The organism is Pseudomonas artemisiae (genome assembly GCF_057128685.1).
In genome coordinates, this window is record NZ_JBSKHS010000001.1 from 1 (window position 1) to 24768 (window position 24768).

Genomic DNA, 24768 nt, shown 5'->3' on the forward strand with positions numbered 1-24768 from the left:
TGAAGTCTTTTGAGTACTTACCCATGAAAAACGCCCCATAAGGTTGGATAGGTGTCCAACATTTGGGGCGCAGTTCAAAAAGTTACGTTGAATGTAGGAGCCAGCAAAGCTGGCGAAACGGATCATTATTGCGCCGGTGCCTGGGTCAGCACCAATTGCCCTTCTTTGTTCAGCGGGATTTGCGCGCCGGGGTTGTGGTCCATGCGCACCTGGCCAACTTGGCCATTAAGCTGATACTTCACGTTATAGCCCACCAGCTTGTCGCTGACGTCATTGACCGTGCTGCAACGGGTTTGAGTCGTGGTGTAGGTATCGCCTGATTGCATGTGCTCTTGCACCTTGTTGCCGGCATAACCACCGCCTACCGCGCCCGCCACGGTGGCCAGCTTCTTGCCATGGCCACCACCGACCTGGTTACCCAACAGGCCACCGGCCACCGCGCCCAATACGCTACCTACGATCTGGTGCTGGTCCTGTACCGGCCGCTGATGGGTCACGGTGACGTCCTTGCACACTTCACGAGGCGTTTTGATCTGTTGATTGACAGGCTCGGCCGCCAATACTTGAGCGTATTCCGGTGCCTTGTTATTAACGAGGCTGTAGGTAGCAACAGCACCCCCGGCGGTTACGCCGACAGCACCCAACACCGCACCAACCAGCAACGATTTATTCACGAGAACCTCCTGATGGCGAGGTGTACAGAGCCTCGCGCTATGCCCAGCCTTGGAGCAAAAAAGCCGGTGAAAGTTCAACCTTTCACCGGCTCTCAAGGGCTTGCACCGCTTGGGGCGCGAGTGACTCAGGGGCGATCGTCGACCGTATCCTTGGTAACCGGGGGGATCAGGTCTTCGCTGCTCAGGTTCAGCCAGATCAACACCACGTTGGCAATGTAGATAGAGGAATAGGTACCTGCCATTACACCGATGAACAAGGCTAGCGAGAAGCCGAACAGATTGTCGCCACCGAACAGCAGCAGCGCGCCAATGGCGAGCAAGGTGGACACCGAGGTAGCAATGGTCCGCAGCAGGGTTTGGGTGGTAGACACGTTGATGTTTTCAATCAACGAGGTCTTACGCATGACCCGGAAGTTTTCACGCACCCGGTCGAACACCACGATGGTGTCGTTGAGCGAGTAACCGATGATGGCCAGTACCGCGGCCAGCACGGTCAGGTCGAACGTGATCTGGAAGAACGACAGGATGCCCAGGGTCACTACCACGTCGTGAATCAGCGACACGATAGCGCCTACGGCGAACTTCCACTGGAAGCGGAAGGCCAGGTATAGCAGCACCCCGCCCAGCGCCAGCAGCATGCCCAGGCCGCCCTGGTCGCGCAGCTCTTCGCCCACTTGCGGCCCTACGAACTCGACCCGCTTGACGGTGGCCGGGTTATCCCCGCTCACCTCGCGCAAGGCGTTGGCCACCTCGGTACCCAGCTTTGGGTCTTCGCCAGGCATGCGCACCAGTACATCGGTAGCCGCCCCAAAGCTTTGCACGATGGCTTCGTGATAACCAGCACCTGCCAGTTCCTGGCGCAGGCCCGCCAGCTCTACGGGCTTTTCGTAGGTCAGCTCAATGAGCGTACCGCCGGTGAAGTCCAGGCCGAAGTTAAGGCCTTTGTAGAACCAGCTGAACAGCGCCAGCAAGGTCAGGAACAGCGTGATAGCGAACGCAAGATTGCGCACGCCCATGAAGTTGATGGTCTTTTTCATGGCAGTGGCCTCAAATCCACAGCTTCTTGACGTCACGGCCGCCGTAGATCAGGTTGATCATCGCGCGGGTTACCATGATGGCAGTGAACATCGAAGTAAAGATCCCGAGGGACATGGTTACGGCAAAGCCTTTCACCGGGCCGGTACCCATGGCGAACAGGATCGCGCCCACCAGCAAGCTGGTCAGGTTGGCGTCGATGATCGCGGTGTAGGCACGGTTGAAGCCCTCGTGGATGGCCCGCTGCACACTCATGCCCGCGGCGATTTCCTCACGGATACGCGAGAAGATCAGGACGTTGGCGTCCACCGCCATGCCCATGGTCAGCACGATACCGGCAATACCTGGCAAGGTAAGGGTTGCGCCCAGCAGGGACATCAGCGCCAGCAGCATCACCATGTTGAAGGCCAAGGCCACCGTGGCGATCACGCCGAAGAAGCGGTAGATGGCGATGATGAACAACGACACGAACAGCATGCCCCATAAGGACGCGTGAATGCCTTTGGTGATGTTGTCCGCACCCAGGCTTGGGCCGATGGTGCGTTCTTCGGCGAAGTACATGGGGGCGGCCAGGCCACCGGCACGCAACAGCAGTGCCAGTTCGGAGGACTCACCCTGGCCATCCAGGCCGGTAATACGGAACTGGCTGCCCAGCGGCGACTGAATGGTCGCCAGGCTGATGATCTTCTTCTCTTCGGTGAAGGTAGGCACCGCTACCTCTTTTTCCACACCGTCCACCGTCTGCTTCACGTACTTGGTGGTGGGCTTTTGCTCGATGAAGATCACCGCCATGCCACGGCCCACGTTGCTGCGGGTGGCGCGGTTCATCAGGTCGCCGCCATGGCCGTCGAGGCGAATGTTCACCTGGGGCCGGCCGTGTTCGTCGTAGCTGGCCTGAGCGTCGGTCACCTGGTCACCGGTGATGATCAAGCCACGCTCGACCGCCGCCAGCGGGCGGTTGCCTTCGCGGAACTCGAATTGCTCGGTGGTAGCACGAGTGTCATCGGGGCCCGCGGCCAAGCGGAATTCGAGGTTCGCGGTTTTACCCAGAATACGCTTGGCCTCGGCGGTGTCCTGCACGCCGGGCAGCTCGACCACGATACGGTTGGCGCCCTGACGCTGCACCAGAGGCTCGGCCACGCCCAGCTCGTTCACCCGGTTACGCACAGTGGTGAGGTTCTGCTTGATGGCGTAGTCGCGGATTTCCGACACCTTGGCCTGGGTCAGCGCCAGGCGCAGCACCGCCAGCTCGTTACGCGCGGTATCGGTCAGGTCGAAGTCGGTGAAATTCTTGCGGATCAGGCCACGGGCCTGCTCGCGGGTCGCGTCGTCGCTAAAGCCCAGCATGATGCCGCCCTCCTGCTGAGGCAGGCTGCGGTAGCGCACTTTCTCCTTGCGCAGCAAGGTCTTCACTTCGCCTTCGTACACTTTCATACGGGCGTCGAGGGCTTTGTCCATGTCCACTTCCAGCAGGAAGTGCACACCACCAGACAAGTCCAGGCCCAGCTTCATGGGGCTCGCGCCGAGGTTGCGCAGCCACTGGGGCGTGGTCCGCGCCAGGTTCACCGCCACCACGTAATCATCACCCATGGCCTTGCGGACCACGTCCTTGGCGGGGAGTTGATCTTCCTGGCGGGTTAGGCGCAGCAAGCCGCCCTTGCCATTACCGGTGAGGCTTGCGGCCTTCACCTGAATGCCGGCGTCGCTCAAGGCCTTGGTGGCTTTGTCCAAGTCGCCCTGGCCTACTTGCAGCGCGGTGCTGGCACCGGACACTTGGATGGCCGGATCGTCCGGGTACAGGTTGGGTGCGGAATAGATAAAGCCGACCGCGAGTACCGCCACGATCAGGATGTATTTCCACAAAGGGTATTTGTTCAGCATCACGCCGCCCGTTCAAACGCGGAGCGCGTTGCGCGCCCCGCCGAGGTAGAAGACTTAGATCAGATCGCTTTGAGCGTGCCCTTGGGCAGGGTGGCGGCAATCGCACCCTTCTGGAATTTCAGTTCGACGGTATCGGACACTTCCAGTACCAGGAAGTCATCACTAACCTTGGTGATCTTGCCCACGATACCGCCGGTGGTGACCACTTCGTCGCCCTTCTGCAGCCCGCCGAGCAGGTTCTTCTGCTCCTTGGCGCGCTTGGCCTGTGGGCGCCAGATCATGAAATAGAAGATCACCAGGAAGCCGACCAGGAAAATCCATTCGAAACCGGTACCGGCAGGGCCAGCGGGTGCAGCATCCGCGTAGGCGGCGGGGATCAGAAAGCTCATTCAGCGCTCCATTCGACGTGTTTCGTCAATTATTAAAGGGGATGCAAAGGCGGCACGGGCAACCCGCGCCGGGCATAGAAGGCGTCGACAAAGGCGGCCAATTTACCCTGTTGGATTGCCTCGCGCAAACCAGCCATCAGGCGCTGATAGTGGCGCAAGTTATGGATGGTATTGAGCATGCTGCTGAGCATTTCGCCGCACTTGTCCAAGTGATGGAGGTAAGCGCGGGAGAAATTCTTGCAGGTGTAGCAATCGCAGGTTGGGTCCAGCGAGGAATTGTCGTGGCGATGAACCGCGTTACGGATCTTCAGCACGCCGGTGTCGATGAACAAATGGCCGTTACGCGCGTTGCGGGTAGGCATCACGCAGTCGAACATGTCCACGCCTCGGCGCACACCCTCAACGAGGTCTTCGGGTTTGCCAACTCCCATAAGGTAACGAGGTTTGTCTACCGGCAAGTGGCCAGGCAGGTAATCCAGCACCTTGATCATTTCGTCCTTGGGCTCGCCCACCGACAATCCGCCGATGGCCAAGCCATCGAAGCCGATCTTGTCCAGGCCCTCTAAAGAGCGCATGCGCAGGTCTTCGTGCATACCGCCCTGTACGATCCCGAACAGCGCCGCGGTGTTATCCCCATGGGCCTCTTTGGAACGCTGCGCCCAGCGCAAGGACAGCTCCATGGACGCTCGGGCCACATCATGGGTGGCCGGGTACGGCGTGCATTCATCGAAGATCATCACGATGTCCGAGCCCAGGTCGCGCTGCACCTGCATGGACTCTTCCGGGCCCATGAACACCTTTGAGCCATCCACCGGCGAGGCGAAGGTCACGCCCTCTTCTTTGATTTTGCGCATCGCGCCCAGGCTGAACACCTGAAAGCCGCCCGAGTCAGTGAGGATCGGGCCCTTCCACTGGGTGAAATCGTGCAAACCGCCGTGGGCCTTGATCACCTCCATGCCTGGGCGCAGCCACAGGTGGAAGGTGTTGCCCAGAATGATCTCCGCGCCCGTGGCTTCGATGTCCCGGGGCAGCATGCCCTTGACCGTGCCGTAGGTGCCAACCGGCATGAACGCCGGGGTTTCCACGGTGCCACGGGGGAAGGTCAGGCGGCCACGGCGGGCCTTGCCATCGGTGGCCAGCAACTCGAATTGCATACGGCAGGTACGACTCATGCTCGATCCTCGGCGGCGCTGCCCTGTGGACCTTCTGGCGCCGGATTGCGGGTGATGAACATGGCATCACCGTAACTGAAGAAGCGGTACTGTTCGGCAATGGCCGCCGCGTAGGCCGCCATGGTGTGGGCGTAACCGGCAAAGGCCGAAACCAGCATCAACAGCGTGGATTCGGGCAAATGGAAATTGGTGACCAGGGCATCGACCACATGGAAGGGCCGCCCGGGGTACAGGAAGATATCCGTGTCGCCACTAAAGGGGTTGAGCTCGCCATCGCGGGCCGCGCTTTCTAGAGAGCGCACGCTGGTGGTGCCCACGGCGATCACCCGCCCTCCCCTGGCCTTGCACGCCGCCACTGCGCTTACCACCTCGGCGCTCACTTCGAGCCACTCTTTATGCATGCTGTGGTCTTCGATCCGCTCCACCCGCACCGGCTGGAAAGTGCCCGCGCCTACATGCAGCGTTACAAAGGCCGTATCCACACCCTTGGCACGAATGGCCTCCAACAAGGGCTCATCGAAATGCAGCCCAGCGGTTGGTGCCGCCACCGCGCCAGCGTGCTGGGCATAGACGGTTTGATAACGCTCGCGGTCCGCGCTGTCGTCAGGCCGGTCTATATAAGGAGGCAGCGGCATATGCCCCACCCGCTCCAGCAAAGGCAATACCGGTTCGTCGAACCGCAGCTCGAACAAGGTATCGTGCCGTGCAACCATCTGCGCTTGGCCACCGCCGTCGATCAACAGCGTGGTGCCAGGCTTGGGCGCCTTGCTGGCGCGCACATGGGCCAACACCGAATGGCTGCCCACCACCCGTTCCACCAGGATTTCCAGCTTGCCGCCGCTGGCCTTCTGACCAAACAGCCGCGCGGGAATCACCCGGGTGTTGTTGAACACCATCAGGTCGCCTGGGCGCAGGTAATCCAACACGTCGGCAAACTGCCGATGGGCCAGCTCACCGGTTGGGCCGTCGAGCACCAGCAAACGGCTGGCACGGCGCTCGGTCAAGGGATGACGGGCAATCAGGGCATCAGGGAGGTCAAAGGAGAAATCAACGACACGCATCTTGGGCACGGGGGATCAGCAGGGCCAGGAAGCTTAGCCGAAATATGCAAATTTGACCATGAAAGCTGATTGACCAACGGTCAAACCCTCTCTATACTTCGCGCCCATCAAGCCCTGATGGCGGAATTGGTAGACGCGGCGGATTCAAAATCCGTTTTCGAAAGGAGTGGGAGTTCGAGTCTCCCTCGGGGCACCAAATAGCAGTAACGCGGTTCCTTCTACCGGAAGCGCGAAAAAAACCGGCCAGTTGGGCCGGTTTTTTTGTGTTTGGGGTTCGGACTCATAAATGTCATCCTTTGAAACGCCAGCTTTACCCTAACGTTCATATTTTGTTTGCTGCGTCCCAGGTCAGTAGCCGAGTCTACAGATGTGCATCCTACGGCAGCGGTTGCAGAACCCGTCATATCTAGACGATCTCATCCACGAGAATGGTCAGCACCTATTCTGCAGCAGGTATACCAACAGGTAAGCTCAAAAATTTGCACTGACATAGTTGACAATTAAAGGATCCTATCCTAGAGTCGGCTCTGCAGGTGAATCACGCCTGTTCCGCTCTTTAAAGTCACGTATGCAAGGAAATCGAAGCCTTTTTGGCGATCTCGTCAGAGATCATTACCGGCCCCTCGGTTGCCCTGCGCGAATCGCCGCGCACCGGGTGCGCGATCCCGATTTGCGCTTGCGAGGGTTGTCTGGCGTAAAAGCTAAGAGTCCTCTTAAGTCAATAAATTTATTCCTTGCTGTTTATCTCTTTGGTCTGGCCAACACCACAATTTCGTGGTGTTCATTCAAGGAGAAAGACCATGTATAAAATGCATGTAGTAATTTACGTGACTAAGAAAAACAAGAGCATTCGTACGAAATCTGGAGACAGGCTCGTAACGAAAGGAATTGACTTAAGAGCAACTGTAAAAAAACTGACTGTTTCAGCTGTTTTAGGTTGGGTTATCCGTGGTTTACTTTCGGTCTTGACTGGGAGTGACAATAGCTAACTGACTCTTAACTTTTTTGCTAATTGAGTAAATCATGGCGAAGGACAAGCCGTACTATCCGCATCTACCCATCGGAAACCTTGAAGCACTAGCAAAATGCCTAGGCGTTCCTCCGCAACTGCTGATAGACATTTCCGAAGACACGGCTAATTCCTATACGGAATTTACAGTCTTTTCCAAATCCGGAAAAGAGCGAATAGTTTATGACCCTAAATTCGAATTGAAGCGCTTGCAGAAACGCATAAACTCTAGAATTTTTGAAAAGGTCGTCTATCCTAGCTATCTACAAGGAGGAATAAAAGACGCAATATCGCCGAGGGATTACGTAGCAAACAGCAATATTCATGCAGGCTCCTCACACCTTATTGGTATAGATATAAAAGATTTTTACAACAATATTCGGGATAGCAGTGTAAAACCGATATTTTTATACTTATTTAAATTCCCGGAAGACATCTCATCCCTTTTGACAAAATTAGTTACTAGAACTGGAAGAGTCCCCCAGGGCGCCTGCACATCCAGCTATATTGCCAACCTAGTTTTTTTTAACTCTGAGTACACGCTAGTCAGCAAGATGAGAAGCCGAGGGCTTTCATACACCCGTTTACTCGATGACGTTACCATTAGTTCTAGACGCTCGCTTACCCCAGAGACAAGCACAGCAATAATAAGGGAAGTTGTCGCCGTATTTAGAAAGCACAACCTACGCCTAAATGATAAAAAAACAAAACAAGAATCTTCGTCAGATCTTTCTGCTGAATACAAGGTAACTGGAGTATGGGTAGGGCATGGGGTACCTAAACTAAGAAAAACAGAGAGACGCCACATCCGTCAGTTAGTATACATATGCGAAAACGAATATATAAAGTCCAATACCTCTGACGAGTATCACGCGCTCTGGAATAGGGTTTCTGGGCAAGTCGCAAAACTGGCTCGCTTTGAGCACCCTCAATCCAGCTTACTTAGGTCGCGCCTCTCCAAAATACTGCCTAATTACGATGATCAGAGAAAATCCAGCATTTTAATAGAAGCTCAGAAGCTAATGCGGAAACCGATCATTCAACATAATAGAATTGGGGTACTAAACTCTTTCAACAGAGTGATGTATTGTCTTGGAATACTAACCAGAACCGATAGAAAAACTGCACGCCGTTATAAAAAAGCTTTGAGAGCGAGGTTTTCAAAGGCACCGACTAAAGCTGATATGTGGGGATAGCATGACGAACGTCGAGCACGCTATACATACAGGGTTTGTTACTACGTTTGATCCTTTCAAAGGCTACGGATTCATCAGAAGAGCAAAAGGGAAAGACGTATTCTTCTTTTATGACGACATTGGTGATGTTGACAGGGACATAAATATAGGAGATCAAGTCTCTTTTATAATTGAAAAACAACCAAAAGGCCTCAGGGCGAGAGAAATTGCGAGGAGCGAATCTACAGCAGAACGCATCATCTCCTCTTTACCGGATAGCATTGCTTAATAGAGCCTTAGCATCCATCTTCTACTTCTAGACGCAACGCTTGCGGTTTTTTGTTTGCACGAGTACTCTTCTTAAGTCGCTGCCAATTCAGCGACCGGGTTTGGCGACCCGAGCACAATAGGCGCACTAGCGCCCCCATTTCGATTGCAGGCGCTTTTTTGTGGCTGCTGATCCGAGTTATGGCGGCTGTGCGCGGGAGACATTCGTGTCTGCCGGGTTCCTATTGTCCCGGTTCGCCAACCTGCGTACAGCGGCCACCCTATCGTTTGGCGACGATCCGTGACCGCTTCAACAATAGGAGCTACGCCCATGCCCGATTTAGATCGATTAGTTACCGGCCATTCAACCTTCAGTCCAATCGGCCCAGCCCACGCCTCTCTCCATCTTTTCCATGTCACGCCGAATGTTGACGCAGCCCTGGCACTCAGCAAGGCATCCGACCTGCTTGCGGAAATCCGTGAGCTGCTGCTCGACGCTGCACTAGGGGCGCCGCTAAAGGATGCACAGGCCTGGCTGATGTTGCATGCCTTGGAAAGCTCCAAAGCTATCGTCGATGCGCTGCACCATGAGGCGTTGTATCCCCCTATTGGTACTCACGGTGATGCTGCAGCTATGGCACATGCTGGAACTTAAGCACGCGTGCGGTAGGGACCAGCAGAGCTGGCGAACATTGCGTCTTTGCTGACCAACGCGGAATTTTCGCGAGCGTGCGCTCGCGCTTACATGGAAGAATGGCGAGCGTAGTAGCCAGACCGGCTGCTATGGCTATGTAACCACCGCTTGCGCAATAAGGTACAAGGCGTTTCCTACAGTTCATCGTCTTGAAGACTCTCCCCAACCAAGGCCCACCAATGCTTATCGTCTTCAGCGGCCTGCCCGGCACCGGAAAAACCACCATTGCCCGCGAACTCGCCTTGAGCACCGGCGCGGTGTACCTGCGGATCGATACGATCGAACAGGCCATTCGGGGTTCGGGCGTGCTCCAAGGCGACGTGGGCCGCAGCGGTTATAGCGTGGCCAATGAGCTTGCGCTTAGCAACCTGCAGCTGGGTAGCAGGGTAATTGCCGATTGCGTGAACCCGGTGCGTGAAAGCCGGGAGGCCTGGCAGGCCACCGCCGAGCGCGCGGGCGTTGCATTGCTCAACGTCCACGTGGTTTGCACAGACTCACAGGAACATCGGCGGCGGGTAGAAACCCGGCAGGCGGATATCTCTGGGTTAACGCCGCCTACTTGGGCATCTGTGTTAGGCCATGAGTATGAACCCTGGGAGGGCGCTCCTTTTCGTATCGATACGGCGTTAGTGCCCGTAGCAGAAGCCGTGAAGTTGATCATCGGGCTACTAGATAGCAATTGTGGTCGCTAGCGATACACCTGCTCCGCTGCCTGGCACTCAAGCCACCACCACCTGCTTTCTGATAGCGTGCCTACTTAAGCCACACTCGAGAAACGCCTCTATGCACACCCTCCGCCCTATGACCATCGCTGATTACGATGCCGTGATGCACTTAATGGCCAATACGCCAGGCGTGTCCGTGCGCGATGCCGATTCCCGTGCTGCTACCTTGAGGTACCTGGAACGCAACCCCGGCTTGAGTTTTGTAGCCGAAGTCGACGGTATGATTCAGGGCTGTGCCATGTGTGGCCACGACGGGCGCCGGGGCTATTTGCAGCATGTGATCGTCAGCCCGGATCATCGCCGCCAGGGCATCGCAGGGCAGCTGGTGGACCAGTGTTTGCAAAGCCTGGAAGCGCTGGGTATCGAGAAGTGCCACTTGGACGTGTTCAAAACCAATCAGGCCGCCGCTGGTTACTGGGCGAAGCATGGGTGGCGGTTGCGCGATGATATCGACCACTTTTCCATTACGCGTTCGGGGAATGAGGATGCGTAGGGCACCAGGCAGCGATGCCGCCAAGACTCGTTCAGCACAACTAAATAAAGACCGTATTGTAGGGCTCGATATGCTCACAGCCAACGACAAGCAATCACCGCCGTTCGTAGAGGTTATGGATAAACACTCACCCACTAAGCCACGAATAGGTGGCTTAAAGGGGCGCACCTTTAATGAAGCTGTATTGGACTCCTGGAACGCAGAGGTAGCAGATTTGTTTGAAGGTAAACGCAATGTGAGTACGTATGGCTCAATAAAAAATGAGCGCAGCTGCCAGAAGTCAAGATTTTCTTGAAACACTTAAGAAAACCTGCACTAAGTTTGGCCGATTAAAGATTTCAACAACGTTTCGCCTGCAGCAGAACTTGCCTGCAACACTTAATACAGTGTGGCACGGTGAGGCTGAGGCCTGCCCCGCCGATACGAATACCTTAGCCGTATCTGTTGGTGGGGGCCCGGTTCGCGAGCTGGCGCTCGCTCCTACAACGGCTGTAGGCGGTTTCGCATAATCCCCAGCCAGTGTTAGCCTGACGCGGATCCACGCTCAATAAGATGCCTTCCAAACCACTTGCCAAGGATTGTCCTGCCTTATGAATGCCCCGTTTAAGCGCCTGGCTGCCGCCACGTTGGTGCTCGCTGCCCTCGCCTCTTTCACCACTACCGCCCAGGCAAACATCACCGCAGAACAAAGCACCACCCTGCTTAAAAGCCTCAACGGCGCGCCTGCTGCTAACTTCCGTGAGTTTCTCGGTAACCTGGCGAACACCGACATTGCCAAAACCGCGAAGCTTGGCCCGGCCATTGACCACTTCTTGGGCAATAAGCCGTTGACCGCCGAGCAGCATAATGAGGTGTACCGCCTGTTAGGCCTGTATACGCGGGCAAAGTACGGCACTGCCGCGCTGGAAACCCTGCGTGAGCTAGTGGAGATACCCACCTTCCAAGTGGAGGGCCTGGCCCAGCATGACAATCCGGAATTCGTGAAGGTTGGCAACACGCTTGAGGCGTTGGCTAAGGCCTTCAACCTGAATTTTCGCAACGTGGATAACCGCGTGTACGAAATCAGCCTGGAGGGCGCGGGCAAGGAAATAGTGGGTATTCATGCCCACGCCGACGTTGTGCCGGTGACTCCAGAAAACTGGAAGCTGCCCGACGGTACGGCGCTGGACCCGTTCAGGGTAACCCTGGTGGGTGACCGGATGTATGGCCGTGGCACCGAGGATGACAAGAACGGCATCGTGGTGGCGATGTACGCAATGAAGGTGATCAAAGAGGAGCACCTGCCGCTGGCACGTAACCTCAAGCTGCTGATCGACACTACCGAGGAAACCTCTGGCGACGCCATTGCGTATTACTTCGAACGTAACCCTGTGCCTGCCTACAACCTGGCGCTCGATGGCAGTTACCCCGTGGTGATCGCGGAAAAAGGCAGCGGTACGGTAATGGCCAGCTTTGCTAAACGCGCCGGTGAAGGTGAAGGGGCAGAAATCACGTCCATGACCGGGGGCAAGGCCACTAACCAGATCCCTTCGGCTTCGGTGGCAACTCTGATTACGGATAACCCTGCTGAACTGGCGGCCACCTTGCAGAAGGCCGGCCAAGCCTATGTCAAAGCCAATGGTGGTAACTTCCAGATCGCCGCGGCTATGGATGGCAAGGGCGTGAAACTTACGGTAACAGGCGTATCCGCCCATTCTTCCGAACCGGAAAGCGGCGTTAACCCCGTGGCTCGGATGCTGGGCTTTATTCATAGCCTCGAAGGCCAAGTGCCACTTAAGCACAACCACATCACCGATGCGGCCCAATACGCCACGGCCAACTGGGGCCTGGATTACCTGGGCAAGCAGCTGAAGATTGGTTTTGCCGATGATTTTATGGGCCCGCTGACTGCTTCGCCGACCTTGGTGGGTGGGGATGACAACACCTTCAAGCTCGCGGTAAACCTGCGCGTGCCCAAGGGCAAAGCCCCAGCCGCGCTCAAGGCGGACATCGCCGAGAAGCTCAGCGCCTGGAGCACAACCAGCCATATCACGCCGAGATTCGAGTACTCGATTTCCGACCCGATGTACCGCAACCCCGAGGGTGAGTGGGTCAAGGCCTTGCTGGCCGTGGCCACTGAAAACCTGAGCATGCCCCACACGTTCGGCACCTCCGCTGGCGCTACCTCGGTGCACAAACTGCCTAACGGCGTGCAATTTGGTTTGGCCAAGCCTGATGAGAAATACACCGGGCACACCGACAACGAGTTCAAGACCCAAACGCAATTTTTGCTGGACCTGCAAATCGTCACGGAGATGATGGGGCGTATCGGGCAGTTACCCAAGCTATAAGGGAACCTTGCGGTTGAACGAGCACAGGTTATCCCTGCGGCTAGAGCAGGTGGCGGCGCGTGTGCCAGCAGGTGCGCGCCTGGCCGACATCGGTTCGGACCACGCCTACTTGCCGGTGGCGCTGGTGCGCAGAGGCGCTATCGAGGCAGCCGTCGCGGGTGAAGTGGCGCTCACCCCTTTCCAGGCCGCCGAACGTACGGTGCGTGAGAACGGCTTGGAGGGGCGCATCACCGTGCGCCTGGCCAATGGCTTGGAGGCAATCAAGCCTGGGGATGGGGTCACCACGGTGAGCCTGTGCGGCATGGGCGGCGAAACGATTCGGGACATTCTCAGCACCGGTAAGGCGCGCTTGAGTGGCCAGGAGCGGCTGGTGTTGCAACCCAACGGCGGGGAGCAACCCTTGCGCCACTGGTTGATGGCGCAGGGTTACCGCATTGTCGACGAGCACCTGTTACGGGAAAACCGCTTTTACTACGAAATCATCGTGGCCGAGCACGGAGCGCCCGTGCGTTATACCGATCAGGAGCTGTACTTCGGCCCCTTGCAGTTGCAGGCCCGCACGCCGCTCTTTCTCGCCAAGTGGCAACGGCTTCTGCACCTCAAGCGCAAAACCCTGGCCGGTTTTGCCCAGGCCGAGCAGCCTGTGGCGGCGCCCATCGAGCAGGCCCTGACCACCCAGGTTCGGTGGATTACCGAATTACTAGGCTAAGCCTGGGCCTGGTACTCAGCAGCTTCAGGCCGCGCCGAAGAAGGCGACTTTTTCGTTCAAGCGGTCGGCCAGTTGTGTCAGGGCCTTGCTGGCCGTTGCCACTTGCCGCGAACCACTGGCCGATGCAACCGTAGAGCCGTGAATGCGGTTGATGTTCTGGGCCACGTCCTCGGCTACCGCGTTTTGCTGCACGGAGGCGCTGGCGATCTGCGCGTTCATATGGTTGATCGCCCCTACCTGTTCGCTGATCTTGGCCAAGGCGTCTTGGGCGCTGCGGGTTTTAGTCACGGTCTGGCTTACCAGGTCGCAACTGTTACGCATCGTTTGCGCGGCGGCCTCGGTACCCGATTGCAGGGTACTGATCATGTCGCGTATCTCCTGGGTCGACTGCTGCGTGCGGTTGGCCAGCGAGCGCACCTCATCGGCCACCACCGCAAAGCCACGGCCGTGCTCCCCTGCCCTGGCAGCTTCAATGGCCGCGTTCAGGGCCAGCAGGTTGGTCTGGGAGGCGATGGAATTGATCACTTCGATCACCGTCTCGATCTTCTCACTGTGCTTGGACACTTGGTCCACGGTGCCGGTGGTTTGCTCCAAGGTCACCGCCAGTTGTTCGATCGCCGAGGTGGTGCTGGCCACCAGGCGGTTACCGCTTTCCACTTCGATATCCGCCAGGCGAGAGGCATCGGCCGCCTGAGCGGCATAACCCGACACCTCACTGACCGTGGCGGCCATCTGAGTGATCGCCGTGGCTACCTGCTCGGCCTCACGGGTTTGCAGGCTGATCTGGTCATTGTTGGCGGACGAGGTCGCCGACAGCTGAGTGGAAGACTGGTTGACCTCTTGAGCGGCCAGGCGCACCTGCTTGATGGTATCGGCCAAATGGCTGAGGGCGGTTTTCAGTACGCCCATCACGCTGTTGGGGTACTGGGTGGTGATGTTCTGGTGCAGGTCACCCGCCGCCAGCCGCTCGATCGCCCGGGCAACCTCGGTAGGCTCGGCGCCCAGCGTGGATTTAACGAACCGAATAATCACGACCGACAACAAAATGCTCAACAGCAGCGCGACGCCGGTCGCCACCAGCATCAAAGTACTGAACTGGCCGGCAGTGGTTTGCACAGCGCCTAGCTTGCCCTTGATGGACGCCTCTTCGTAGTCGATCAGGGCGTTGATGCGCTTGAGCCACTCGCTGTAATCCCCAGAGGTTTGTTGCAGCAACAGGGCTTGGGAACCAGGAATATCACCGGCACGACGCATAGCGATCAGCGCCTGGGTGGACTTCAATGTCTTCTGCTCAATGTCCTTGATGGCGCTCAGCAGCTGACGCTCCTCTGTGGTCACGCGGGTGCCGGCGAAGAGTTGGTCCATAGGCTGGGCCGAGTCTACGTAGTCTTTTTCGAGGGTGGCCACTTCCGCCAGATGAGCGTCCAGGTCTTGAGGGTTAGTCACCAATACCGCATCACGAATGGCAATGGCACGGTTGTGCACGCTGCCTCGGAAGTTAATGGCATAGCGCTGTACCTTGGCGGCATTCTGGCTCACATCGCTAAGCGTCGAGTCGATAAACCCCACCCGCTGGATGCCGATGGCTGTAATAACAACAAGGAGGGCCAGCACAGCGGCGAAGCTAAGGCCTATGCGTGTGGCTAATGAAACCGGGGTTTTCATACGTTTAGCTCGCAGGTGTGCCGGTAAAGGCTTAAGGACGGCTGATATCAATGCGATATCACTCTTATTGAAACAGACCATACGTGGCCGGCATTGTTTTTGCCTAATTTAGAAAACATAGGGCCTTCATAGGCCTGGGCTATAGGCACAACCGTGCGCAGCCACGATTGAGCTGTTATCGGCGGTTGCGGGGTTTAGATGAATGGAGGATGCGCGCGGTAGAGGTGAGTAGACAAACGGACGCAAGGCAGACGTTAGTCTGCACTTTACAAAAAAGGGGGTGTGCTCCCACACCCCTTGGTTAGGCATTTGGCCGCTTCAGGCAACGGAGGGGGCGCCTACCATTGCGCATTAGGACCTAACGTGGCTTAGGCGCATTGAATTGCTGCAAAACTGTGCGGTGTTGTTGCACGAACGCGTTTACCCTTGGATTACGGCCAGCGTTTTGTCGCTCTAGCCTATCCAAGCAAGCCTCAGCAAAGCTGAATTGCTTTTTGGCAATCTGGTTCTGAATCATTGCAAGACGCCCCTCCACTAACACGGGCTGAACGAGCAAGTCGAGTAACCGTTCTCGCGTATTGGGGGGCTGGGCCTCGAACAAGGCATCAGGCACGAGCCCCACGAAAGTACCACGCACGTGCGTCAATCGCATACGTGACAGCCCTTCGATCAATCGATCAACGCCCTGCTGGCGCCGTGATGGGTCGTCGGACTGCATATCGGCCTCACATAAAGCAGCGTGAAAGCGTGCCACCGCTTCCCGGCCCACGCGAGAAACACCCGGCATATTGGAACTGATCAAGCCCGCTAACAGCTGATCGACAACCAAACGATCTGGGCCTTCAGCTAGCATGCTCATTAAGCCGTTATCGAGCGTCACATGGCCTAAATGGCTGATTACCGAAACCACTTTATTGAGTGTGAACCCGCGTTGCCCATTCTGGGACTCAAGCGCTTTGCGCATTTCACTTACGCTGCCGTCCGTACGCAGCTTATCACTCAAAGAGCCAGCCTCATTAGCACCCACCATTGCCAGTTTATAAGCAAGTGGTTTTTTCGCTGTTGCCTGTTGTTGCTCAGGTGTTAGTGCGGCCTGTACCAGCTCCTTGATATGAGCCTCGACATCATCTGGGCCAGTTAGGCTATCATCGAGCATCATCCGGCTGGTCATGTAAAACATTTCAGTGAGTTCAGCTTTACTTTCTTGTCCGAAGGCTACTCGTATCATATACGGATCGTAACCCGGAAGATCGGGTATACCCGACACCGTGGTTTCACTGAAAGCAAAGGAAGCCCGTGACCGAGCCCGGTCTATGTCTATATTTCTGGTTGGCCCGTACTCGAAGCTTTCAGACTCACCTTGATCGTCACGAAGGATGAGTGATGGGTAATCGAACCCATCATGAGCCTTGTGCCCCGAGAGCATTGCGAATGGCAGGCCCGGATGATAACCGTCGAGGCCGGCATGCTCCCCCTGGCCTGTAAAACAGGTGTCATGGACAAACTTGGCGTTGGCCACCGCTCGGTCTAACAGGTTGAATTCCTGGTGGCCTGCCTGTATTAAATGAGTCATTAACTGCGATTCGTCATTAGACATCCAGTCCAGGTCTTTTTCTACCGTCTTTAAGTGTAGATCGGCGGCCTCCCGTGTTGGAGTTTCAGCACCGATTATAAAGACTCCGCCCGCCATGACTTTCGCACTGCAGAGGTTCGCAAACTTTTGGTAACTTTTGCACACCACAATTTGTAGCTTCCCAGCAACCAACTCGTGCTGCAATTCATCGGTAAGCTTTTTCAAGTCTCCTCGGTGCTCCAAGGTTGTATCCAGTACTAACGTGAAAGGCGCTTCACCGGCTACGTGGGTACTTACCTTGGCCCGGGTTGCATCGACAACAGCCTGCACCCCCCAGGGTTGATGGTGCCCAGGAGGCTCAGGCACGCTATTGTTGAGCGTAGCCAATAGCGTTTTGCTATTTGGGGAGGATTTCCGGCCCGTAAAGGCGAGTAAGTCATCGACCTCGTAATAAAGCGGAGTCTGACCATGAGCCTCGGTGCTCAGGGGTGCAAAGCTGGTATCACCGGTCGCTATTTTTGCCACTTCAAGCCCTTGCAAAATAGCATTCATGCCTGACGTCGCTAAATGCACATCAGGGGCTTTCAGTTTAGCCAGCAGTGCCGGGGCCATGCGGGTATGCAATTGCCGCAATGCGCCATCTTTAAAGTCCTGTAAAGAATAGGGCTTTGTTTGGGCGAGTATTACGTGCAATTCCTCCATCATGGCCCGATACGCATTACCGAAGCGCGGCGTATCGTTATGCAGAGTGCATAGGTTCTCCAGCTGCTCACGCAAGCCCATAATGCCTTGATGCAGTAAAGGGTCCTGGCGGTGTCGGGCCAGCAGCTTTCTGTTTACCAGTACCCCAACCGCACCGTCTGCTAGGTCAGCAGCGGCATGAGCCAATGCCCCTGTGCCCTCTTTAGTTGACGCCAGGCGTAGCCTGTGGCTTGGTGCATTTGTCTGAGAAAGCACCAAAGGCGTTAAGGCTTGATAGTTATCAACCTTCTCGAAGGGTTGGACAGGCGGAAGACGCCCGCATAACACCCGCTTGGCCTGATACGATGAAGGGCGCGCCCCGATCAATGTCTGCAAATCCTCTACTTGCTCCCTATGATCAGTGTGAAAGGGAACGGCAAACGCTCCCGGAGCTAGCATTTGGGGCGGTGGTAGGGGTGGTTGATTAGAGAGGGGGATAGCTCGAAATAAAGCCTTGAAATAGTCCACCGCGCGAACACTGTTAGCAAACACCACGTCATGGTCTTTAGGAAGCGGGCCGTGCTTTTGAATGTAAAGGTTCGTCAGGCGCCCCTGGAGACCTTCCCATGGCCACCCGCGGTGGTAAGTCACCTCGGCTTCGTTGGCGATATTCAGACGCGGGTAGAAAGGCTTTTCATCCGTTTGGTCTGCGGCAAAGGACTGCCCATACTGTGCGGCGATTGCCTGAGCACCAGGAATGCTATTGAGCTGCGCACCACGACGCTGGGTAAAGTTCCGAAGACCTACCTGGTCCAGAGCTACGTTGGCATTGTAACGTCGCTGCGCAGTTAGATGCATGCCGGCTTGTTCGGCCAATGCGCCGGGAGCGACCCTAGACATCTCCATGTCATCTGGGCTATAGGTTTGCTCAAGTCGCTTGACGCGCTCAAACAACCTTGTCTCCCGTGATAAGTCGTAGTCATCACGGGCATAGGTTGCAGTTGGAAGCTTCTTTCCAATGTCGTGCTTTTGAAGGGCTTGGACATCGGAATAGCTAGGGGCCTGGCCTTGGATTTTCACGGCATGCTCGCTCAGGGATCGAGTCTCTTAAGTGGGCAGTAGAGCCGGTTGGGTTCCTTGGGCCTGACTATGCATTTGATCACTCTCGCGCCACGCACCGCGCCCGACGTTCATCCACCCGTTTGGCAAACCAGGCGGTGGTCAGGTGGCGGGTGATCTTCGGGCTTTCGAGGGTAATGCCGGGCAAGATGGCGCGTGGGACGGGCTGGCCCGCGACCTGGTCTGCCAAGTCAAACACCCGCTTATAAAGACCGGTGTCTTCGAAGGCTAATTGGTCGCCCTTGGCCAGCGCCCGGTGAATGTCGGTGTCGCTCATATCCAGACGTGAGCCCAATGAGCGCACGGCCAGTTCGGTTTGCCCTGGGGTGGACCCGCCGTAGTTGATCAGGTCCCCGTCCAGGGTCAGGCGGGCTTTGACCAGCCGATTCAGGGCCGCCTGGAAGGCTGCGTTGCGGCTGGCGTAGTGCCCGGCGTTAAAGTCCGCGAAACGGTACACCGAGGCGGTATAGGGCGCGGGGTAACCCAATAAGTGCAGGGTGCCGTAATACACGCCGCCGCGCCGGGTGAATACGTCCTGGCGCACCGTTGCTTCCCGTGGGTAGGGGTACGTGCGAGCGTTCTGTTCAGCGAAGGCCACCGCCACTTGCATGGGGCCACCGGTATGCACCGGGTTTAGCCGGCCAAACAGCTGTTGGCCCAGCGGCACCATGCCGATGAAATCATCGAATACTTCGCTCAGCTCACGCTCTGAGCGCACGCTGGCGATCCGCTGCGCGTAGGTTTTGTCGGTAGGCGAGGTGATGTTCAGCGCAGCGCTGACTAAAAACCCTGGCACATGCATGCGCGCGGCGCGGTTGTTGATTTCCTGGCGGGCGATGCGGCCCAGGCCGGGCACGGGTGGGTCTGCCTGGAAATTGGACTCCTGCTCGATGATCGCAATCACCGAACACAGGTTCTCGGCGGTGGGCTCAAGTGCCTGCGCCTCGAAAGCGGTCTGGATATCCGCGGCCCAGCCTTGCCGATTGCTGGCCGAGCGTGGCAAAAGGCGCTCCAGGTTAGCGCGCACTTGCTCGGGCGTCAGTACCGGGGCCTGGGGCTGCTGGCTACAGGCGGCCACCAGCAACACCGTGGCCCAGAGCGCCAGTTGTTTCAATGTACTCAAGCAATCACCTCTTCACGTATGAGGGCAGCATACAGCGGCCGTACCGCTTTTCCAGCGCGTAGTGCAGGGGTACCGCACCCGTGCTATCAATAAGGCCTTCATCCAAAGGACGGCCTGATGCTCCAGCTCGCTTGGCTACGCGACCATATGCACTACAGCGATACCCTCGCACAATGGATACATGAGCAATTCGCCTACGAATACGTGGACCAGCCCCTGGCGGACTGGCAGCGGGTATTCGCGGACGGCCAAACCGATGGCCAATGGCAATGCCTGATCGCCCTTGAAAACGGCCAATTGCTGGGGAGCTCGGCGTTGGCGGTCGACGACCTGCCAACCCGGCCAGACCTCGGCCCATGGCTGGCCTGTGTATTTGTAGCGCCACAGGCGAGGCAACGGGGCCTGGCGGAGCAACTGATTGAAGGCATTTGTGAGCACGCCAAGGCCAGCGGTATCACCCTTTTGTACCTGCATACTCAGGAAAAACACCGTTACTACGCCAAGCGTGGATGGCAGGAGGTAGAGCAGTTCCAGGCGTGGGGCCGTACCCACTGGTTGATGACCCGCAAGCTTTGACTACCGGTTCAGTTCTTTACCCCTGCACGGCGCCAAATCCATGGGCACTTGAGCGCGCGCTGATACTCATAGCCAGGGAGCCGCCTGGCATTTTTCAGGCCCGACCCCTTATCAGGCGGAGTATCGATGCTGCACGTTCAAGCTGTGTTCAAAAGCTACCCCACGGCCCAAGGCTCGCTGGCTGTATTGCGAGGGGCGGACTTGCAGATGGCCCAGGGCGAAAGCCTGGCCTTGATGGGGGAATCAGGCAGTGGCAAAAGCACCTTGCTGCATTTGGTGGCTGGCCTGGACCACGTAGACAGCGGCAGCATCGAGGTTGCAGGCCAGCGCCTGGACCGCATGAACGAACGCCAACTGGCCAACTGGCGGCGTACACAAGTCGGTTTGGTGTTCCAGCAGTTCAACCTGATCGGCAGCTTAACCGTTGAGGACAACCTGGCGTTTCAAGCCCGCCTCGCAGGCCGCCTGAGCCCCGAATGGCAAGCCCAACTGGTGGAGCGGCTAGGTTTGGCCGGCCTGCTCAAGCGCTACCCTGAGCAACTCTCTGGCGGGCAGCAGCAGCGGGTGGCCATTGGTAGAGCCCTGGCTTCGCGCCCTGCCCTGTTGCTGGCCGATGAACCTACCGGCAACCTGGACGAGGCCACCAGTGACGACGTGCTGCAACTGCTGCTCGACCTACTGGCGGACAGCCCCACCAGTTTGCTGATGGTCACCCACAGCCCACGGGTGGCCGAGCGGCTGTCTCGGCAGGTGGTACTGTATCGAGGCCAGCTCGCCACGGGTGATGTGCGCTGATGGCCGTTTTCTACTGGGCGCTGCGGGCGTTGATCAGCCACTGGCGGCGGCACCCCGTGCAGTTTTTCAGCGTGCTCACCGGGCTATGGTTGGCCACCAGCTTGCTTACGGGGGTACAAGCCCTTAATAGCCAAGCGCGGGATAGCTATGCCAAGGCCAGCCAATTGATTGGCGGCGAACCGCAAACCAGCCTGGCCTCGGTCTCGGGAGGTGCGTTTTCTCAGACGCTGTTCATTGACTTGCGGCGTGCGGGCTGGCCGGTGTCGCCAGTGGTGCGTGGGCGCTTGGTCCTTAAAAACCAGCCTGGTCAGCGTTTGCAGGTGATGGGCATCGAACCGGTGTCCTTGCCCAATGGCACGGCCTTGGCCGGGCACGCCTTGGATACTGAGGGCATTGTCGAATTCTTCACCCCCCCAGGCCGCGCCTGGATCGCACCGCAGACCCTGCAGGCCTTGGGCTTGCACGAGGGCGACCAGCCCCTGAGTGAAACAGGTCAAGCGTTGCCACCGTTGCAGGCAAAGGCGGACATGGCACCCGGCTTGGTGCTGGTCGATATCGGCTTTGCCCAGCAGCTGTTGAATATGCCGGGCCAGGTATCCCACCTGTTGCTGCCTAAGGCCTTCGCGGAGAACGCGCCTGCGCTACCCGAGGCTTTGGCCCATCAGTTGGTAATGAAGAAAACCGGCGAGGACAACGACCTTGGCAAACTGACCGAAAGCTTCCACCTCAACCTGGACGCCTTAGGGTTTCTGTCCTTCGTGGTGGGCTTGTTTATCGTCCATGCGGCGATTGGCCTGGCCCTGGAGCAACGCCGCGGCCTGTTGCGCAATCTGCGCGCGTGTGGCGTGAGTGCGCGGGTGCTGATCCTTTGCCTGGCGGTGGAGCTGGGCGCGTTGGCACTGCTGGGCGGGATCGCTGGGGTCATTAGCGGTTACTGGCTGGCCAGCGCGTTGCTGCCGGACGTGGCCGCGAGCCTTCGCGGTTTATACGGGGCGGAGGTCGCCGGGCAGCTTACCCTCAGCCCGCTGTGGTGGCTAAGCGGCTTGGGTGTGAGCTTGCTCGGGGCGCTATTGGCCGGTGGCAACAGTTTACTGCGGGCCGCTCGCCTGCCGCTGTTGGCCCTGGGCAATGCACAGGCCTGGCATGAGGCCCACGCCCGCTGGCTGCGCCGCCAGGGCTTGGTAGCGCTGATGTTTATCGTCATCGCAGTAGCCGCCGCGCTCTGGGGCAACAGCCTGACCATGGGCTTTGTATTGATGGCTGGCCTGCTGCTGGGTGCTGCGTTGGGCTTGCCCGTGCTGCTCAATGGGCTGCTTAACGGCTTGCTGGGGCGCCGCCGCTCCGTGTTGGGCCAATGGTTTCTTGCAGACTGTCGGCAACAATTGCCCGCGCTTAGCCTGGCGCTGATGGCGCTGTTACTGGCCATGGCCGCCAATATAGGGGCGGGCAGCATGACCTCAGGGTTTCGGCAAACCTTCACCCACTGGCTGGAGCAACGCCTTACCGCGGAGCTGTATGTGAACCCTGCCAACCCAGAGCAAGCCGTGCCCTTGCAACACTGGCTAAGCGAGCAACCGGCGATCACAGCAGTGCTGCCCAACTGGGAAGTATCCGTACAACTGCAAGGCTGGCCAGCCGAACTCTATGGCGTGATCGACCACCCGAACTACCGCGAGCATTGGCCACTGCTAGAGGCGGCCCCTTCGGACCCGTGGCAACGGCTGGCCAACGATCAGGCCATGATGCTTAGCGAGCAGCTTGCCCGTCGCCTCAAGGTGAAAGTAGGCGATGAAGTCCAAGTACCTACCCCAAGCGGCCCCTGGGCAGTGCAGGTGGTGGGCATTTATGCGGACTACGGCAACCCTAAGGGGCATATCTTGGTCAATGCCCAGCACTTTTTGGCGCATTGGCCACAGCAGGTGCCTAATCGCTTCAACCTGCGCGTTGCGCCTAAAGCAGTGCCCGCATTGGTGAGCGAGCTGCGTGAACGCTTCGCCCTGGAGGACAGCCATATCATCGACCAGACCCAGCTCAAAGGCTGGTCGACTCAGGTGTTCGAACGTACCTTCGCCGCCACCGCCGCGCTTAACAGCCTGACCCTGGGCGTGGCCGGGGTGGCGTTGTTTATCAGCTTGCTGACCCAGAGCCAGAGCCGCCTCGGCCAGCTCGCGCCGCTATGGGCGCTTGGTGTTACGCGCAGGCAATTGATGTTGCTGAACCTGGCACAAACCTGGCTGCTGGCGGTATTGACGCTGATCCTGGCGCTGCCGCTGGGGCTGTTGCTGGCCTGGTGCCTGGACGCGGTAATCAACGTTCAGGCTTTCGGCTGGCGCTTGCCGCTGGCGGTATTTCCATTGCAGTTGCTTCAGCTGATGGCCTTGGCGCTGTTGGCGACGCTGCTGGCTTCGGCCTGGCCGCTGTACCGGCTGTTCCGCACCCAGCCCGCCGACCTGCTCAGGACCTTTGCCAATGAAGATTAAATTTGCGCTGTTGGCCCTTATGCTGGGCGTCGCTGGCTGCGACAACCCACCCGACACAGGCAAGGGCTTCGCCGGCCTGGCCGATGACGCCAGCCAGTATGCCCAGGTAACCCCAGGCAAGGTGTTTGAGTTCCCCCAAGACCACGGCCCCCACGCTGGCTATCGCATTGAGTGGTGGTACATCACCGCCAACCTGGTGGATGACAAGGGCCAGCGCTTTGGCGTGCAGTGGACGCTGTTCCGCAACGCCCTGCCCCGCGCCGCTGGCTTCACGGGCAGCGACCAAGGCTGGAACAACCGTAACCTGTGGATGGGCCATGCCGCGGTTACCGCCGCCGACCGGCACTATGCCGCTGAACGCTACGCCCGTGGTGGCATCGAGCAAGCCGGTGTCACGCTTGGCCCCTTTGCCGCCTGGATCGACGACTGGAGCCTGCGCAGTGCGCCAGGCCCCGCCAACCCCCTGGCCGACATGCAGCTGCACGCGGCAGACCCCACGTTCAGCTATCAGTTACACCTCACCTCCAGCCGCCCGCTGGTATTACAGGGCACCGGGGGCTTTAGCCAAAAATCCGAAGAAGGCCAGGCCTCGTACTACTACAGCCAGCCGTTTTTCGAGGCCAAAGGGAGCGTGACGCTGGAAGGCAAAACCTATGCGGTGACAGGGGCTGCCTGGCTGGATCGGGAGTGGAGCAGCCAGCCGCTTACGGCCAACCAAACCGGCTGGGACTGGTTCTCTATTCACCTGGACAGCGGCGCCCAGGTGATGCTGTACCGCATGCGGCAAAAGCAAGGCGCGCCTTATCTAACAGGCACCTGGATCAACGCCGACGGCAGCACCCAGGCCCTGGCAACAGGAGATATCACCCTGGCGCCCACGGCTACCACCACTGTGCAGGGCCATGACATGCCTACCCAGTGGTCAGTGAAAATCCCCAGCAAGGGCGTAGAAATCACCGCCGCGGCCCTGAACCCCAACGCCTGGATGAACCTGCGTATTCCCTATTGGGAAGGGCCTATTACATTGGCAGGCAGTCATAAGGGTGTGGGCTATCTGGAGATGACGGGGTATTGATTAACTAAACGTTGGCGCTAGCTGGCGAATGGGTTTTCAAAGCCCTATCACAGCTGCCTGCACCAAC

At 57.9% G+C, this 24768-nt stretch carries 20 protein-coding genes, 1 tRNA gene and 1 pseudogene; 12 read left to right on the top strand and 10 right to left on the bottom strand.

Annotation, left to right across the window (positions count from 1 at the left end; genetic code table 11):
• Positions 1-125 precede the first annotated feature (125 nt).
• The 6 genes from ACWKV4_RS00005 to queA form a co-directional block, all read right to left on the bottom strand.
• Positions 126-674, bottom strand: a complete 549-nt coding sequence (locus ACWKV4_RS00005; RefSeq protein ID WP_483833800.1) for a glycine zipper 2TM domain-containing protein — start codon at positions 672-674, stop codon at positions 126-128.
• A 125-nt stretch (positions 675-799) separates the two neighbouring features.
• Positions 800-1711, bottom strand: a complete 912-nt coding sequence (gene secF, locus ACWKV4_RS00010) for a protein translocase subunit SecF (protein WP_483833799.1) — start codon at positions 1709-1711, stop codon at positions 800-802.
• Positions 1712-1721: 10 nt separating this feature from the next.
• Positions 1722-3590, bottom strand: coding sequence for a protein translocase subunit SecD (gene secD / locus ACWKV4_RS00015; protein ID WP_483833798.1), 1869 nt, complete (start codon positions 3588-3590; stop codon positions 1722-1724).
• 59 nt (positions 3591-3649) lie between these two features.
• A complete protein-coding gene (yajC, locus tag ACWKV4_RS00020; protein ID WP_483833797.1) occupies positions 3650-3979 on the bottom strand; it encodes a preprotein translocase subunit YajC in 330 nt (109 codons plus the stop codon).
• A gap of 32 nt (positions 3980-4011) precedes the next feature.
• Positions 4012-5133, bottom strand: a complete 1122-nt coding sequence (tgt, locus tag ACWKV4_RS00025) for a tRNA guanosine(34) transglycosylase Tgt (protein WP_483833802.1) — start codon at positions 5131-5133, stop codon at positions 4012-4014.
• Between the two features lie 14 nt (positions 5134-5147).
• A complete protein-coding gene (gene queA, locus ACWKV4_RS00030) occupies positions 5148-6212 on the bottom strand; it encodes a tRNA preQ1(34) S-adenosylmethionine ribosyltransferase-isomerase QueA (RefSeq protein ID WP_483833796.1) in 1065 nt (354 codons plus the stop codon).
• Positions 6213-6323: 111 nt separating this feature from the next.
• Between queA and ACWKV4_RS00035 the strand changes: the two genes are divergently transcribed.
• The 8 genes from ACWKV4_RS00035 (at position 6324) to ACWKV4_RS00070 (ending at position 13614) form a co-directional block, all read left to right on the top strand.
• A tRNA-Leu gene (locus tag ACWKV4_RS00035) sits at positions 6324-6408 on the top strand.
• Between the two features lie 827 nt (positions 6409-7235).
• On the top strand, positions 7236-8417 hold the full coding sequence (locus ACWKV4_RS00040) for a reverse transcriptase family protein (RefSeq protein ID WP_483833795.1): 1182 nt from the start codon (positions 7236-7238) through the stop codon (positions 8415-8417).
• Between the two features lies 1 nt (position 8418).
• Positions 8419-8685, top strand: a complete 267-nt coding sequence (locus ACWKV4_RS00045; RefSeq protein ID WP_483833794.1) for a retron Se72 family effector protein — start codon at positions 8419-8421, stop codon at positions 8683-8685.
• A gap of 309 nt (positions 8686-8994) precedes the next feature.
• The gene (locus ACWKV4_RS00050) at positions 8995-9318 is read left to right on the top strand and encodes a DUF3077 domain-containing protein (RefSeq protein ID WP_483833793.1); all 324 of its coding nucleotides are present in this window, start codon (positions 8995-8997) and stop codon (positions 9316-9318) included.
• A 218-nt stretch (positions 9319-9536) separates the two neighbouring features.
• Entirely contained in the window at positions 9537-10049 is a 513-nt protein-coding gene (locus ACWKV4_RS00055) for a P-loop nucleotide/nucleoside kinase family protein (RefSeq protein ID WP_483833792.1), read from the top strand.
• 91 nt (positions 10050-10140) lie between these two features.
• Complete coding sequence (locus ACWKV4_RS00060; protein WP_483833791.1) at positions 10141-10575, top strand: GNAT family N-acetyltransferase; 435 nt, start codon at positions 10141-10143, stop codon at positions 10573-10575.
• A gap of 590 nt (positions 10576-11165) precedes the next feature.
• A complete protein-coding gene (locus tag ACWKV4_RS00065) occupies positions 11166-12905 on the top strand; it encodes a dipeptidase (protein WP_483833790.1) in 1740 nt (579 codons plus the stop codon).
• A 13-nt stretch (positions 12906-12918) separates the two neighbouring features.
• Positions 12919-13614 carry a tRNA (adenine(22)-N(1))-methyltransferase gene (locus ACWKV4_RS00070; RefSeq protein WP_483833789.1) on the top strand — a complete coding sequence of 232 codons (696 nt, stop codon included), beginning with the start codon at positions 12919-12921 and terminating at the stop codon, positions 13612-13614.
• A gap of 24 nt (positions 13615-13638) precedes the next feature.
• On the opposite strand, the gene ACWKV4_RS00075 is transcribed toward ACWKV4_RS00070, so the two are convergent.
• The 4 genes and pseudogenes from ACWKV4_RS00075 to ACWKV4_RS00090 form a co-directional block, all read right to left on the bottom strand.
• Positions 13639-14697 (bottom strand): methyl-accepting chemotaxis protein, encoded by a 1059-nt coding sequence (locus ACWKV4_RS00075; protein WP_483839540.1) that lies wholly within the window; start codon positions 14695-14697, stop codon positions 13639-13641.
• A 72-nt stretch (positions 14698-14769) separates the two neighbouring features.
• A pseudogene (locus tag ACWKV4_RS00080) lies at positions 14770-15360 on the bottom strand (MCP four helix bundle domain-containing protein); the annotation flags it as partial.
• A gap of 277 nt (positions 15361-15637) precedes the next feature.
• Positions 15638-18613, bottom strand: a complete 2976-nt coding sequence (locus ACWKV4_RS00085) for a hypothetical protein (protein WP_483833788.1) — start codon at positions 18611-18613, stop codon at positions 15638-15640.
• 79 nt (positions 18614-18692) lie between these two features.
• On the bottom strand, positions 18693-19775 hold the full coding sequence (locus tag ACWKV4_RS00090) for a DUF1615 domain-containing protein (RefSeq protein ID WP_483833787.1): 1083 nt from the start codon (positions 19773-19775) through the stop codon (positions 18693-18695).
• A 117-nt stretch (positions 19776-19892) separates the two neighbouring features.
• Between ACWKV4_RS00090 and ACWKV4_RS00095 the strand changes: the two genes are divergently transcribed.
• The 4 genes from ACWKV4_RS00095 to ACWKV4_RS00110 all read left to right on the top strand — a co-directional run bounded on the left by ACWKV4_RS00095 (position 19893) and on the right by ACWKV4_RS00110 (position 24701).
• Entirely contained in the window at positions 19893-20351 is a 459-nt protein-coding gene (locus tag ACWKV4_RS00095) for a GNAT family N-acetyltransferase (RefSeq protein ID WP_483833786.1), read from the top strand.
• A gap of 126 nt (positions 20352-20477) precedes the next feature.
• Positions 20478-21146: an ABC transporter ATP-binding protein gene (locus ACWKV4_RS00100; RefSeq protein WP_483833785.1), complete on the top strand. Its 669-nt coding sequence runs from the start codon at positions 20478-20480 to the stop codon at positions 21144-21146.
• On the top strand, positions 21146-23626 hold the full coding sequence (locus ACWKV4_RS00105; RefSeq protein ID WP_483833784.1) for an ABC transporter permease: 2481 nt from the start codon (positions 21146-21148) through the stop codon (positions 23624-23626). The genes ACWKV4_RS00100 and ACWKV4_RS00105 overlap by 1 nt, the downstream gene beginning before the upstream one ends.
• Complete coding sequence (locus ACWKV4_RS00110) at positions 23616-24701, top strand: lipocalin-like domain-containing protein (RefSeq protein ID WP_483833783.1); 1086 nt, start codon at positions 23616-23618, stop codon at positions 24699-24701. Before ACWKV4_RS00105 ends, ACWKV4_RS00110 begins: the two co-directional genes overlap by 11 nt.
• Positions 24702-24768: the final 67 nt, after the last annotated feature.

Bases quoted from the DNA above. Each gene is read 5' to 3' on its own strand.
- ACWKV4_RS00065 (WP_483833790.1), top strand. From the start codon at position 11,166: ATGAATGCCCCGTTTAAGCGCCTGGCTGCCGCCACGTTGGTGCTCGCT.
- ACWKV4_RS00040 (WP_483833795.1), top strand. From the start codon at position 7,236: ATGGCGAAGGACAAGCCGTACTATCCGCATCTACCCATCGGAAACCTT.
- yajC (WP_483833797.1), bottom strand. From the start codon at position 3,979: ATGAGCTTTCTGATCCCCGCCGCCTACGCGGATGCTGCACCCGCTGGC.
- ACWKV4_RS00050 (WP_483833793.1), top strand. From the start codon at position 8,995: ATGCCCGATTTAGATCGATTAGTTACCGGCCATTCAACCTTCAGTCCA.
- ACWKV4_RS00075 (WP_483839540.1), bottom strand. From the start codon at position 14,697: ATGCTGGTGGCGACCGGCGTCGCGCTGCTGTTGAGCATTTTGTTGTCG.
- tgt (WP_483833802.1), bottom strand. From the start codon at position 5,133: ATGCAATTCGAGTTGCTGGCCACCGATGGCAAGGCCCGCCGTGGCCGC.
- ACWKV4_RS00060 (WP_483833791.1), top strand. From the start codon at position 10,141: ATGCACACCCTCCGCCCTATGACCATCGCTGATTACGATGCCGTGATG.
- ACWKV4_RS00110 (WP_483833783.1), top strand. From the start codon at position 23,616: ATGAAGATTAAATTTGCGCTGTTGGCCCTTATGCTGGGCGTCGCTGGC.
- ACWKV4_RS00095 (WP_483833786.1), top strand. From the start codon at position 19,893: ATGCTCCAGCTCGCTTGGCTACGCGACCATATGCACTACAGCGATACC.
- ACWKV4_RS00100 (WP_483833785.1), top strand. From the start codon at position 20,478: ATGCTGCACGTTCAAGCTGTGTTCAAAAGCTACCCCACGGCCCAAGGC.
- ACWKV4_RS00055 (WP_483833792.1), top strand. From the start codon at position 9,537: ATGCTTATCGTCTTCAGCGGCCTGCCCGGCACCGGAAAAACCACCATT.
- secD (WP_483833798.1), bottom strand. From the start codon at position 3,590: ATGCTGAACAAATACCCTTTGTGGAAATACATCCTGATCGTGGCGGTA.
- secF (WP_483833799.1), bottom strand. From the start codon at position 1,711: ATGAAAAAGACCATCAACTTCATGGGCGTGCGCAATCTTGCGTTCGCT.
- ACWKV4_RS00105 (WP_483833784.1), top strand. From the start codon at position 21,146: ATGGCCGTTTTCTACTGGGCGCTGCGGGCGTTGATCAGCCACTGGCGG.
- ACWKV4_RS00045 (WP_483833794.1), top strand. From the start codon at position 8,419: ATGACGAACGTCGAGCACGCTATACATACAGGGTTTGTTACTACGTTT.
- queA (WP_483833796.1), bottom strand. From the start codon at position 6,212: ATGCGTGTCGTTGATTTCTCCTTTGACCTCCCTGATGCCCTGATTGCC.